Origin of the sequence: Haemophilus haemolyticus M19501 (assembly GCF_000222025.1) — a bacterium.
Taxonomy (GTDB): Bacteria; Pseudomonadota; Gammaproteobacteria; order Enterobacterales; family Pasteurellaceae; genus Haemophilus; species Haemophilus haemolyticus_G.
On sequence record NZ_AFQO01000008.1, the window covers coordinates 159938 to 173593 of the forward strand.

At 39.4% G+C, this 13656-nt stretch carries 13 protein-coding genes and 2 pseudogenes; 10 read left to right on the top strand and 5 right to left on the bottom strand.

The window, feature by feature from the left end:
• Nucleotide 1: 1 nt before the first annotated feature.
• From hybA to GG9_RS03250, 8 genes and pseudogenes are all read left to right on the top strand, one after another.
• The gene (gene hybA, locus GG9_RS03285; protein ID WP_005631854.1) at nt 2-1018 is read left to right on the top strand and encodes a hydrogenase 2 operon protein HybA; all 1017 of its coding nucleotides are present in this window, start codon (nt 2-4) and stop codon (nt 1016-1018) included.
• Nucleotides 1002-2236, top strand: a pseudogene (gene hybB / locus GG9_RS03280) (Ni/Fe-hydrogenase cytochrome b subunit). The gene hybA and the pseudogene hybB overlap by 17 nt, the downstream one beginning before the upstream one ends.
• 109 nt (nt 2237-2345) lie before the next feature.
• Nucleotides 2346-2939: pseudogene (locus GG9_RS03275) on the top strand (nickel-dependent hydrogenase large subunit); the annotation flags it as partial.
• Nucleotides 2939-3427 (top strand): HyaD/HybD family hydrogenase maturation endopeptidase, encoded by a 489-nt coding sequence (locus GG9_RS03270; RefSeq protein WP_005631859.1) that lies wholly within the window; start codon nt 2939-2941, stop codon nt 3425-3427. The pseudogene GG9_RS03275 and the gene GG9_RS03270, both read left to right, overlap by 1 nt.
• A 96-nt stretch (nt 3428-3523) precedes the next feature.
• A complete protein-coding gene (gene hybE, locus GG9_RS03265; protein ID WP_005631860.1) occupies nt 3524-4033 on the top strand; it encodes a hydrogenase-2 assembly chaperone in 510 nt (169 codons plus the stop codon).
• A 29-nt stretch (nt 4034-4062) separates the two neighbouring features.
• Complete coding sequence (gene hybG, locus GG9_RS03260) at nt 4063-4338, top strand: hydrogenase maturation factor HybG (RefSeq protein ID WP_005631861.1); 276 nt, start codon at nt 4063-4065, stop codon at nt 4336-4338.
• A 310-nt stretch (nt 4339-4648) separates the two neighbouring features.
• A complete protein-coding gene (locus GG9_RS03255; RefSeq protein WP_005631862.1) occupies nt 4649-4927 on the top strand; it encodes a helix-turn-helix domain-containing protein in 279 nt (92 codons plus the stop codon).
• Nucleotides 4927-6207, top strand: coding sequence for a type II toxin-antitoxin system HipA family toxin (locus GG9_RS03250; protein ID WP_005631863.1), 1281 nt, complete (start codon nt 4927-4929; stop codon nt 6205-6207). The genes GG9_RS03255 and GG9_RS03250 overlap by 1 nt, the downstream gene beginning before the upstream one ends.
• A gap of 82 nt (nt 6208-6289) precedes the next feature.
• Here the strand turns inward: GG9_RS03250 and valS are convergent, their stop codons facing one another.
• The 5 genes from valS to GG9_RS03225 form a co-directional block, all read right to left on the bottom strand.
• Nucleotides 6290-9154 (bottom strand): valine--tRNA ligase, encoded by a 2865-nt coding sequence (gene valS, locus GG9_RS03245; protein ID WP_005631864.1) that lies wholly within the window; start codon nt 9152-9154, stop codon nt 6290-6292.
• A gap of 69 nt (nt 9155-9223) precedes the next feature.
• Nucleotides 9224-9931: a DUF8095 domain-containing protein gene (locus GG9_RS03240; RefSeq protein ID WP_005631866.1), complete on the bottom strand. Its 708-nt coding sequence runs from the start codon at nt 9929-9931 to the stop codon at nt 9224-9226.
• A 25-nt stretch (nt 9932-9956) separates the two neighbouring features.
• A complete protein-coding gene (gene yqfB, locus GG9_RS03235; RefSeq protein ID WP_005631867.1) occupies nt 9957-10277 on the bottom strand; it encodes a N(4)-acetylcytidine aminohydrolase in 321 nt (106 codons plus the stop codon).
• Between the two features lie 77 nt (nt 10278-10354).
• Nucleotides 10355-10813 (bottom strand): hypothetical protein, encoded by a 459-nt coding sequence (locus GG9_RS03230; RefSeq protein WP_005631868.1) that lies wholly within the window; start codon nt 10811-10813, stop codon nt 10355-10357.
• A gap of 15 nt (nt 10814-10828) precedes the next feature.
• Nucleotides 10829-11263 (bottom strand): DNA polymerase III subunit chi, encoded by a 435-nt coding sequence (locus GG9_RS03225; RefSeq protein WP_032825104.1) that lies wholly within the window; start codon nt 11261-11263, stop codon nt 10829-10831.
• Nucleotides 11264-11499: 236 nt separating this feature from the next.
• Here GG9_RS03225 and fumC point away from each other — a divergent pair, with 236 nt between their 5' ends.
• Nucleotides 11500-12894 (top strand): class II fumarate hydratase, encoded by a 1395-nt coding sequence (gene fumC / locus GG9_RS03220; protein WP_005631870.1) that lies wholly within the window; start codon nt 11500-11502, stop codon nt 12892-12894.
• A gap of 127 nt (nt 12895-13021) precedes the next feature.
• On the top strand, nt 13022-13630 hold the full coding sequence (locus GG9_RS03215) for a chalcone isomerase family protein (RefSeq protein WP_005631871.1): 609 nt from the start codon (nt 13022-13024) through the stop codon (nt 13628-13630).
• Nucleotides 13631-13656 lie beyond the last annotated feature (26 nt).

A 13656-nucleotide genomic window follows, 5' to 3' on the forward strand; every position in this document is an offset into this window, starting at 1 on the left:
GATGGATAGACGAAATTTCCTAAAAGCAGGTCTGCCCGTAGCAAAAGCTGAAGCGGTGGAAAATCTTCCGCCCATTCCTGGCGCACTTGGGATGCTTTATGACTCCACACTTTGCGTTGGCTGTCAGGCTTGTGTCGCAGAATGTCAGCAAGTGAACAAAACTCCTGTTAATCCAAAAGGTGAGCAAACTTGGGCAAACAATGACAAACTCACACCGTTCACACGCAATGTGATTCAAGTATGGAGCGATGGCGACGGGAAAAATAAAGATAAAACTGAAAACGGTTATGCTTATGTTAAAAAACAATGCATGCACTGTGTTGATCCAAACTGCGTTTCTGTTTGTCCAGTACAGGCTTTAACCAAAGATCCTAAAACAGGTATTGTTAAATACGATCCTGATATTTGTACCGGTTGCCGTTATTGCATGGTTGGTTGCCCATTTGACGTGCCAAAATATGATTACGACAATCCATTTGGTCAAATCAGCAAATGTGAACTTTGCAACCAAAAAGGTGTGGAACGCTTAGATAAAGGTGAATTACCAGGTTGTTGTCATGTTTGTCCAACCGGGGCAATTATTTTTGGTACCCGTGAAGAACTTTTAGCAGAAGCAAAACGTCGTTTAAGTTTATTACGTGGCACGAAATATGACTATCCTCGCCAACATGTAAACAGTAAAGACACTTATCGCGCAACTGTGCCAGCCTATCAATATCGTATTTACGGTGAAAAAGAAGGTGGCGGAACACAAGTTTTAGTGTTAAGTGCGGTTCCACAAGAAAATTTGGGTTTCCCTGAGTTAGATGATATTGCTACAGGTGCACGCGCAGCGCATTTACAGCACTTCTTGTATCGCGGTTTGGCATTGCCACTGGTAGCGTTAGCTGGTTTAACAATGATGACTTATAAGAATATGCACGGCGATAAGATTCGTGAACGAATTGAAGCGCAAAAAGAAGCAATGCGCCAAGCGCGTAAAGAAATGGAAGAAGCGGAGGATGAACATCACGGGTAATCCACGTCCAGTGGGCGGCCGATTAGTTTCCGCCAGTATTCTCTTTTTTGCACCTTTGGCTGTAATTTGTATCTTATTAATTATCAAACGTTTGTTCTTAGGTATCGGTTCCGTCACCGCACTTAACGGCGGTTATCCTTGGGGATTATGGATATCCTTTGACTTACTTGTAGGTACAGGTTTTGCATGCGGTGGTTGGGCATTAGCTTGGACAGTATATATTTTCAACAAAGGGAAATATCACCCTCTTGTGCGTCCAGCATTGCTTGCCAGCTTATTCGGCTATTCATTAGGTGGTCTTTCTATCACCATTGATATGGGACGTTACTGGCACTTGCCTTACTTCTACATTCCAGGTCAATTCAATACAAACTCGGTGTTATTTGAAACCGCATTTTGTATGACGATTTACATCATTGTCGTCACCCTTGAATTTGCGCCAGTTTGGCTCGGCTTCTTAGGATTGAAAAAATGGTTTAATAAGCTCAACAAAATTATGTTCTTTGTCATCGCACTTGGCGCACTATTGCCGATGATGCACCAATCATCTATGGGATCATTAATGATTGCTGCAGGTCATAAAGTTCATCAAGTGTGGCAAAGCTATGAAGCATTACCAATCCTATCATTGCTCACAGCATTTATTATGGGCTTTTCTATCGTCATTTTTGAAGGTTCTTTAGTGCGCGCAGGTTTAGCAGGAAAAACACCAGATGAGCGTTCACTCTTTACCCAGCTAGCAAAAGTGACCGCGGGATTAATCGCACTTTTCCTTGCAGTACGCTTTGGCGAATTAATTTACCATGACAAACTCCATTATGTATTCGGATTCGATAAACTTGGTAAATTTGAAGCTTGGATGTTTTGGATGGAAGTATGGCTAATGACATTACCATTACTCACTTTATTCCTTGGTGAGAAAAAATCTGATTCTCGTTGGCTATTTATTTCAGCCTTGAGCATGTTACTTGGCGCAGCCCTATGGCGTTTAAATTACTCAATGATTATGTACGATCCTGGTAATGGCTATCGTTACTTCCCATAAGCAGAAGAATTGCTAATTTCTATTGGTTTCGTATCCATTGAAATTTGCGCCTATATTTTAATTATTCGTCTATTCCCTGTCTTACCAGTGTTGAAAAAAAACATCATGAAAACTCGGAACAAATTATTGCCGAAAAAGCACAATTCAGTAAAAAAATGAGCGGAGCAGAATAATGACTGAAAAAAAACGTATCTCAATCGACCCTATCACACGCATTGAAGGCCATTTGCGCATCGATTGCGAAATTGAAAATGGCGTAGTAACAAACGCTTGGTCATCATCTACGGAAAAGTTGTTGAGGTAGACCCTCTTGCCTATTTAATGTGTAACTTAGCAAACGAAAATAAAGATACATTACATCACTTCAACCATATTAAAGGGTTATATGAAAAACTAAGCGGCAATACCTTATCTGTTGACCATTTACATTCAACATTAGGACGTATTATTGCTCGTACCGTACATTGTTGCGTGCTAAATAATATTCTTGAACAACAATGGAAACTACTTGTTGATAATATTGGCACTGGTGATACTGTTGCTTATCTCAAAACAGACATTCCACAAACTGGTGAGTTTAAAGGTGTTGGTTTTGGTGAAGTACCTCGTGGCATGCTCTCTCACTGGGTTGTCGTTAAAAATGGCAAAATCGAGAATTATCAAGCCGTTGTGCCATCGACTTGGAATGCAGGCCCTCGTAACCAGAATGATGAAATGGGGCCTTATGAGCTTTCCATCATCGGTACACCTGTAGCAGATCCGACAAAACCATTAGAAGTTGTGCGCACAATCCACTCTTTCGACCCTTGCATGTCATGCGCAGTACATGTTGTGAACACAGAAAATGGTGAAGTCACACAAGTGAAGGTGCTCTAATGAAGCCATTAATCTTAGGCGTTGGTAATATTTTACTCGGCGATGAAGGCGTGGGCGTACGAATCGCCCAAGCCCTAGAAAATCGCTCTGAAATTTTACCGCACTTTGACGTGATTGACGGCGGCACTTGCGGCATGGAATTACTGGATGAAATGGCAAATCGTGAGCATATCATCATCATTGATGCTGTACTTGCCAATAAGCAGCCAGGAGAAATCATTGTGCTTCATGATGAGCAAGTGCCAGTATTTTTCTCACGTAAAATTTCACCAAACCAACTTGGTATTTGTGATGTGCTTTCTGCGTTAAAATTAACGGATGAATTCCCTAAAAACCTATGTTTAATTGGGATTCAACCAGAAACGTTTGAGCCGCAGATTGCATTAAGTGAAACAATTCAAAAACAATTTCCAGTGATTTTTGAGACATTGGAGAATGTTTTAAAAGAATATGGTCTTTCCTCCGTGGGTAAGTATACCCACGGTTAAACATTGTCGCTCCCCTTTGGGGAGCATTACCTTGTCCTAAAAGGACAAAATTATAACTAACCAAAGGTATACTTACTCTAGGTTAGAGTAAATATTATGTATCGACACGAAAAAACACCAGAAAATACCACCGCACTTGAAAGTGTCATTCAAGGCTTCGCCGAAGAGCCATCTTCAATCTTCCAAAACGAAATGCAAAAAGTTGCAGAAGAAATGAAAGATCTTCCTTTCTATCGAAAAGGTATCGACTGCTATTGTCCTAAATTTGTACTTTTTGAAAACCAATGGATAGGTACAGTTGTGACACCTTGGATGTTAAGTATTGTCATTTTGCCAGGCAAAGATCAAGAATGGGAACCGCGCGAAATTGGCGATAAACTTTCAGTACAACTACCCTATAAAACCTTCACTTTCACAGTGAGTAGTTTAGAAAATATTCCACAATATCTTAGTTGCTCCCTTCATTCTCCGATTGATCCTGCCATGACAAATACTCAAGCTGCTCAACTCGCGCAAGATTGCCTCAGAATGATTTTATCGATGCCAACAAAAGCAACAACTTTTGATCCAGATCGACGTAACTTATTCCGAGCAATAGTAAAATAGACACAAATTTCAATAGGAGTGAAAGTATTATGTGTTTAGGTGTTCCAGGCCAAATTGTTAAAATTGGCGAAAGCGCTCTTCAACTTGCCACCGTGGATGTATGTGGCGTACAACGTGATGTGAATATTTCACTGGTCTGCACTGGAGATCCTGCCGATTTACTTGGCAAATGGGTACTCGTTCATGTAGGCTTTGCAATGAGTGTTATTGATGAAGATGAAGCCAAGAAAACCCAAGAAGCCCTGCTCGCTATGAGTCAACTAGAACACGAAGTTGGGGGTTTTTTAGGATTAAATCAAAAATAAAAAAGTAGGCATTGCGCCTACTTTTTTATTTCAATTTATACCTCTCAATCTCTCTAATTTTTCTAATCTAAGCCAATATTTCTCTTATCTTTTTGTTTAATAGCTATCTCTATAACAATGTAAAAAGTCTATTAATTGAATCGTTTAATTACACTGTAAAATATGATAGTGCGGTGGAAATTTTAATCGTTTATAGTTTATATCTCATAGGATATAAAGAATAAATTATACTTTACAAGATATAAAATAAACTTTATACTTCATAGCGTATAAAACAATTTCTATACGCTATAGCGTATGAGGAGTCACAATGGTTATTACCACCGCAAAAATGCTTTCTCATGTAATTCGGGAATTTCGCTATCAAGGCGATCTATCTCAAACTGATGTTGCTAAACTCGCCGGAACGACCCAAGCTAGAATTTCAGCGTTTGAGAATGAGCCGGAGCGTACTAAATTAGAAACGCTATTTAAAATTCTAGCAGGATTAGAACTAGAGCTTATTGTACAACCTCGCAAAAAATCATCTGATACTGCCCTGTCAATTAAAGAACCAACAGCAACATACGATGACGATGAGGCATGGTGATGAGTAACTCGATTCTAAACGTTGCCATGAATGGCTTGTTAGTCGGTGAATGGCGAAAACTGACCAGTGGCGCAACCGAATTTCAATACGCTGAAAAATGGTTGGAGTCTGTGCGTTCGCGCCCTATTTCATTGTCACTACCTTTGTCGCACAAAATTTATCGAGGAGATTCCGTTTACAATTTCTTCGATAATCTCCTCCCGGACAACGAACAGATCCGTTCACGCATTCAACAACGTTTCCAAACATCAACAAAATCCCCATTTGATTTGCTTTCTGCGATTGGACAGGATTGTATCGGCGCGATTCAGCTTTATCAGGGCGAGAGCCGCTCGGTACGTCAAATTTATGCAGAACCACTAAATGACAAAGAGGTGGAAAACGTGCTGAAAAACTATCGCACTTTTCCTCTCGGCATGGAAGAAAGCGAGGATTTCCGAATTTCTTTAGCCGGAGCTCAGGAAAAAACAGCACTGCTTTATTATCAAAATCAATGGCAACGCCCTTTGCATTCCACTGCGACCAGCCATATTTTTAAACTCCCGATTGGTATGGTGGCAAAAGGGCAGCTTGATCTTTCCGGCAGCTGTGAAAATGAATGGCTTTGCTTGAATATTATGAAAGCCTTCTGTTTGCCGGTTCCTCGAAGTCAAATTCAGTATTTCGGTGAAATGAAAGTGCTGATTGTGGAGCGCTTTGATCGCCGTTGGTCTGAAAACAGGAGTTGGCTAATTCGTTTACCACAGGAAGATATGTGCCAAGCACTCAACATCGCCCCTGCGCGAAAATATGAAAATGACGGCGGGCCAAGCATTCTTCAAATTATGTCGCTTCTCAACGGTTCATCCAACGCCCAAGCAGATCGCAAGCAGTTTTTTAAAGCGCAAATTGTTTTCTGGCTACTTTGTGCCATTGACGGCCATGGCAAAAATTTCAGTTTATTTTTGGAACAAGAGAATCGTTATCGTCTAACGCCTTTTTATGACGTGATGTCAGCCTATCCGCTCATCAAACACAACGGACTACAAAAGCAAAAAGTCAAAATGGCAATGGCGTGGCACGGCGAAAATAAACATTATTTATGGGATAAAATACAACTCCGCCACATTTTTAATACGGCTAAACTCGCCGGCCTAGCAAAGGAAACGGTAGAAGACATTTTGCATGAGATCTGTGCACTATATCCAAGAGTAAGTGAAATAAATACCCATGGATTACCTGATGAAATTGTTGAGCCTATTTTAATGGGATTGGAAATGCAGATGAAAAAGATAAGTTAAAAAGTGCGGTGGAAATTCACCATACTTTTTAATTGCTGAAAAGAAAAAACGTCGGAGAAACCGACGTTTTTTATAATTATAGTTAAAGTGCCTCAATAGCCTTATACTGCTCTTGGATTTTTTCTAATCCAGATTGGTATTCCGCTTGTTTTTCGCGTTCTTTCGCAATCACCGCTTCAGGTGCTTTAGCCACGAAAGCTTCATTGCTAAGTTTGTTTTCGATACGTTTAACTTCATTTTGATATTTTTCAATCTCTTTGGTTAAACGGGCAAGCTCGGCTTCTTTATTGATAAAGCCAGCCATTGGCACAAGTAATTCAGCATTGCCGACGAGTTTCGCTACCGCAAGTGGTGCGGTTTCGTTTGCTGCTAACACTTGAACATTGTCTAATTTCGCCATTGCTTTTAAAAGAGCGGTCTGTTTTTCGAGAATTTTTGCATTTTCTGCACTTAAATTACGGAATAACAGATCTAAGCCTTTGCTTGGTGCGATGTTGCTTTCTGCTCGAATATTACGTACCGCAACAATCACTTCTTTTAACCACTCAATTTCAGCTTCTGCTTCTGGATCAAAACCGCTCTCTTCCACTTGTGGGAAAGGTTGTAACATAATGCTGTCAGCAGTAATATCCACAAATCCTTTCACTTTTTGCCAAATTTCTTCGGTAATAAATGGAATCAGCGGATGTGCTAAACGTAATAATTTTTCTAACACATGAACCAAGGTTTGGCTTGCCGCACGGATTTGTGCTGCGTTGCCGTTGGCAAATACTGGTTTAGTTAATTCTAAATACCAGTCACAGAATTGGTTCCAAGTAAACTCATAAATCGCATTGGCACAAAGGTCGAAACGATATTGGCTTAATGAATTACGGAAAGTTTCCACCGTGCGGTTGAATTCTGATTGAATCCAACGATCCGCTAATGAGAATTCGATCTCACCTTCACTTAAATCCAATTTTTCATTTGTTAAGACGAAACGGCTTGCATTCCACAATTTATTACAGAAGTTACGGTAGCCTTCTAAACGTTTCATATCCCAATTGATATCACGGCCGTTTGAAGCCAATGCCGCTAATGTGAAACGTAATGCGTCTGTACCGTGAGCAGCAATGCCTTCAGCAAATTCTTTGCGCGTTGCTTTAGCAATTTTCTCTGCCAATTGCGGCTGCATCATGTTGCCGGTACGTTTTTCAAGCAAATCTTCAAGACTGATACCGTCGATCATGTCGATTGGATCGAGCACGTTACCTTTCGATTTCGACATTTTTTGTCCGTTTTCATCACGGATTAAGCCTGTTACGTACACGGTTTTGAATGGCACTTTCGGTTTGCCGTTTTCATCTTTTACGAAGTGCATCGTAAACATAATCATACGCGCAACCCAGAAGAAGATGATGTCAAAGCCGGTAATCAACACATCCGTTGGGTGGAACATTTTGAGCTCTTTGGTTTGCTCTGGCCAACCTAAAGTGGAGAACGTCCATAAGCCTGATGAGAACCAAGTATCTAACACGTCTTCATCTTGCTTGAGTTCAACCGTAGAATCTAAGTTATATTTTGACCGCACTTCGGCTTCGTTGCGCGCGACATAAACGTTACCTTCCGCGTCATACCACGCAGGAATACGATGTCCCCACCAAAGTTGGCGAGAGATACACCAGTCTTGAATATCACGCATCCAAGAGAAGTAAAGGTTTTCGTATTGTTTCGGCACGAATTGGATTTCGCCATCTTCCACTGCTTTAATCGCCACATCAGCAAGCGGTTTCACACTCACATACCATTGGTCGGTTAACATCGGCTCAATCGGCACACCGCCACGATCGCCATAAGGCACTTTCAAATCATGCGGTTTGATTTCGTCTAATAAACCCAGCGCTTCAAAATCTGCCACAATTTTCTTACGCGCAACGAAACGCTCTAAGCCACGGTAATCCGCAGGAATAGTTGCTTCATAGCCAGCAAGTAGTTTGCCATCGGTGCCGACAATTTCCGCTTCATCACGAATATCCGCATTTAAGGTTAACACATTAACCATCGGCAAGCAGTGACGTTTACCGACTTCGTAGTCGTTAAAGTCGTGCGCAGGGGTAATTTTCACGACACCAGTACCGAATTCACGATCTACATATTCATCGGCAATAATCGGAATTTCACGGTTTGCCAATGGCAGAACGACTGTTTTACCAATTAAAGATTGATAACGCTCATCTTCAGGATGCACTGCAACAGCCGTATCACCCAACATGGTTTCCGGACGGGTAGTAGCGACGACTAAATAATCTTTACCATCTGCCGTTTTTGCACCGTTTGCTAACGGATAGCGGAAGTGCCAAAGAGAACCTTTGCTTTCTTTGTTTTCCACTTCTAAATCGGAAATTGCGGTGTGAAGTTTTGGATCCCAGTTTACCAAGCGTTTGCCACGGTAAATTAACCCTTCCTCGTGCAAGCGAACAAACACTTCTTTTACCGCGTTAGATAAACCATCGTCCATGGTGAAACGCTCACGTTCCCAGTCGATTGAGTTCCCTAAACGGCGCATTTGCTGGCTGATTGTGCCACCAGAATAGGCTTTCCAATCCCAAATTTTGTTGATGAACGCTTCACGACCATAATCATGGCGAGTTTTGCCTTCTTCTGCCGCAATTTTACGCTCTACCACCATTTGGGTCGCAATACCTGCGTGGTCTGTGCCCGCTTGCCATAAGGTGTTATGCCCTTCCATACGGTTAAAACGGATTAAGGTATCCATTAAGGTTTGTTGGAAAGCGTGCCCCATGTGCAAAGAACCCGTTACGTTCGGTGGCGGAATCGCAATGCAATAGCTCGGTGCGTTTTCATTTTCAGACGGTTTAAAATAACCGCTCTCTTCCCAATGTTGATAAAGGGCTTGTTCTACCGCAGACGGATTAAAACGGTCTGCCATTTCGAATTTTTGTGTCATTTATTTTTTCTCTTTGGTAGGGTGCAAATTGTTGCATCGTTTGATTAATTAGAGTCGTTAATTAAAAACTTATTTACAAATTTTATTAATTAAAATAGATGCTTTCTCATATAAATTATCTTTGACAACTTTATTTCCATATTTAGCTTCATCTTCTTTCATCATTTCTAATGTATTCTTATTAGTTGATGTAAATGTAGGTTTATAGTCTTTAAGTCTTACTTCTTCATTATTAATATTGGCGTTAATTAAACTAGAATAATAACTTTGACGATCATTTTTATCATAATAGCTAGTTGCAACAACAATATCTACACCATTCTTACTTCTAAAATCTTTACAAATTTGATTCTTGGCTGAGAACTTAGCATGCCCCACTCTTCCTTTTCCAAACTCGTAAAAATCAAATTGCTTAGATTTCGATAGAACATTAATATCATCATTCAAATATGGATTTAACGACTTTTTACCATCTAAAAAAATTGTCCCCATCGCATACCCATCTCCATCAACTGAAGCATATAAGTCACCTATAGATTTATAAGAACTTAAATTACTAAACTGCATCTTTTGAATTGCTTCCCCACGAACTATCTCTAATTTATTTGCATCTTTTTCAGCAATCACTCTTTGGAAAAAATCAACATATTGAGTAGAACCGTCAGTATCCAGATAAGGTGTCCAATTAAAAGGATCTTTATTTACATTTAATAAATCAGCGCAACCCGTTAGAGCAATAATAGTGGAGAAAATTAAAGTAGATTTATATAGTTTCATATATTTCCTTAGAAATTAAAACTTTTTAACGAATAGCATTAAGTTTAAATTTAATAACAAAAAAATTATCTTCATTCGGGTAAATCCCCCGAATCACGTCTTTCAACTCATCTAACCCCATATTCTCCTGCTTCGCATGCTGTTCCGTCAGTTTATCAAGGGTAATCGGTGAAACGCTTAACACTTCAATAGTGCAGAAATATTGATTATCTTCAAACCGCCCCACTCGTAAAATATCGCCTGCTTTAAAATGGCTTTCGGATTTGTCTCGAATGGTAATCGTTTTACGCCCCGCGAGAATGTCGGCTTCGAAGCGTTGGTAAAAAGTGATGTCATTGGATTGCATTTTGATCCTTAAAGTGCGGTTGAGTTTTAGAAAGTTTTTACAAAAACTATCTCAATTCTTTCTTTAAACGATCAATTTCATTTAATAAGCGATGTTCTTCTTGATGGCAAAAAACTCTCAGAACCGAGTTTCTCTCCCTCGCTAGTACAACGAACTTGCTGATATTGTTGTTCTAGTATTTGTAATATTTTTCGTTTTTCTGTATTTGGATCATTCTTCTGTTTTATTTTAGCTGGAGATACTTTAGATGAAACTTGAGCCTCTTGCGTTTTTTGTTGAGTTGTCATCTCTACTGTTTTTTCAGCTTCAACCATTTTTTCTTGTTCAACAGCTTCAGATTTCTGATCTACAACAGAAGTTTTCTCTTTATTTTCCTCTAAAAGAACTGTTTCCTTTTTAACATCTTGTTTTGTGGCTTGTTGAGTTTCTTCAACTTTAGGGGGGGCTTCAACTTTATTTTCTTGTTTCTCACAAGCTGAAATCATCAATACAGCTGTTCCCAATAATAAACTTAAGCAAAATTTGATTTTCTTCATAATTACTCCATTCTGTTATGCTATATTTTCTGTAGAAAGTGCCCATCCCAATGCTCTTAACTGTTTGTAACGTTCTCTAGCTTGTGTTTTTAAGGCATCATCTTTCGGTACAAAATCAATAAGTTGGGTAAAACTGTGGCTAAAATCTGGAATTTCTTGTTGCAAATTAATTAACACATCACGGCGTTGTAAATTTCGTTTCCCAAGCCATGAAATTTCAATCGGTGTGGGATATTGTGTTGCCTCCCCCGATAAATTATGCGGAACAAATTCATTGGGATCTCGTTGCCACAAACGCTCGTCAATCTCTAGCGCTTGAGCCTCACTTTCACAGCTAATTAATACTTTTTTCCCTGAGCGCCATATTGAGGCAGCTAGATTACAGGCTATTTCTTCGACAGTTAAAGTACAATTTTCCGTAAGAATATAAAATTGTGCATTTTTTGCCATTTTTTGCCCCATTATTTTCTCAATCTTGCCCCATACAAATTCGGGGGATTTTAACGAAAAAACCCTAAAAAATAAATAATTAAATATACATTATTACAAATGCGTGGAAATCCACCGCACTTTTATGATCTATGTCACAAAACTGATTTTTAACGTTTTTGTTACGTTCCACTCATAACTCTGAAGTGTTAAAATCAATCCAGTTTTAATTTTCATTCAATTCATAGGAGTACAGAATGGCATTTCGTATTGAAAAAGACACAATGGGTGAGGTTCAAGTTCCCGCAGATAAATACTGGGCTGCACAAACTGAGCGTTCACGCAATAACTTTAAAATTGGTCCTGCCGCATCAATGCCACATGAAATTATCGAAGCTTTTGGCTATTTGAAAAAAGCAGCCGCATTTGCTAATCATGATTTAGGTGTATTACCTCTTGAAAAACGTGATTTAATTGCTCAAGCTTGTGACGAAATTTTAGCAAATAAATTAGACGATCAATTCCCACTCGTTATTTGGCAAACTGGTTCTGGTACACAATCCAATATGAATGTGAACGAAGTGATGGCAAATCGTGCGCATGTGCTAAACGGTGGAAAATTAGGCGAAAAATCAATCATTCATCCAAATGATGATGTGAATAAATCACAATCCTCAAACGATACTTTCCCAACGGCAATGCACATTGCGGCATATAAAAAAGTAGTTGAGCACACTATCCCTTGTGTTGAACGTTTACAAAAAACTTTTGCGGCAAAATCTGAAGCCTTCAAAAACGTGGTAAAAATTGGCCGCACTCACTTAATGGATGCAACGCCACTCACATTAGGCCAAGAATTTTCAGCTTATGCAGCTCAATTAAATTTCGGCTTAAAAGCATTAAAAAATACTCTTCCGCATTTAAGTCAATTAGCATTGGGTGGAACTGCGGTTGGTACAGGTTTGAACACGCCGAAAGGCTATGATGTGAAAGTGGCAGATTACATTGCAAAATTCACCGCACTTCCGTTTGTCACCGCAGATAATAAATTTGAAGCATTAGCGGCTCATGATGCGATTGTTGAAACTCACGGTGCATTACGTCAATTAGCCATGAGTTTATTTAAAATTGCGAACGATATTCGTCTATTAGCATCAGGCCCTCGTTCGGGAATTGGCGAAATTTTAATTCCTGAAAATGAACCTGGTTCTTCAATCATGCCAGGTAAAGTAAACCCAACTCAATGCGAAGCGATGACAATGGTTTGCGCACAAGTATTTGGTAACGACACCACCATCGCATTTGTAGGTTCACAAGGTCACTTCCAATTAAATGTGTTCAACCCAGTGATGATTGCAAACTTCTTACAATCTGCTCAATTATTGGGTGATGCTTGCGTATCTTTCGATGAACACTGTGCAGTGGGTATTGAACCAAACTATCCTCGAATTAAACAACAACTTGAAAATTCACTAATGTTGGTAACCGCACTTAATACGCATATTGGCTATGAAAACGCAGCTAAAATTGCAAAAACGGCGCACAAAAATGGCACAACATTGCGTGAAGAAGCAATTAATTTAGGTTTAGTTTCTGCCGAAGATTTTGATAAATGGGTTCGCCCAGAAGATATGGTGGGTAGCTTAAAATAATTCACTGCACAAATTAACACCATTGATATTAAAGGCGAGTAAAATTACTCGCCTTTTTACTCGTTTCTCATTTGTTTTTTGATGCGGTTTGTTATAATCAACACAATTTTATTCACGGCAATTTATTATGAAAATGAAATCCCTTTTTGTGGCAATGATAACGTTTTTTTCTGCCGCACCTTTTGCCCATTGGCAACCCATCGGAAATGCCGAATATACTTGGGGTCCGTTCCATGTTTATACCATTGGTTTATTTTCCGAAACGGGCTCTTATCAAGAAAATGAACGCCCATTAATGCTCTCTTTCAAATATGAAAAACCCATTGAAGGAAAAAATTTTGCGATTACGCTTATTAAAGAAATCGAAACCTTAAAACTTAATGATGGCGATACTCAAAGCTGGCTTAAAGAAATGCAAGTGACCTTTCCAGATTTCTCACCAAACGATATCTTGAACTATATTGCCTTACCAGATAGAGGCTACTTTGTATTAAATGACACTGTTTTGGAACACGATTTTGATGCTAAATTTAATCAGGCATTTATCGGCATCTGGCTTGCACCAAATAGTACCTTTGCAAAACTTCAGCCACAATTATTAGGCAAAACGAAAAGCAATCATGAAGCGGCTGAATTTTATCTCAAACCTGAAATTGAATCCTTTGATGAACAAGATTCAATGCCTGAATTGCCGCCACATTATTTATTAGATAATCAGAAAAAATCCGAAGGATAACTTCAGTTTTTTATATTTTGCGCCAT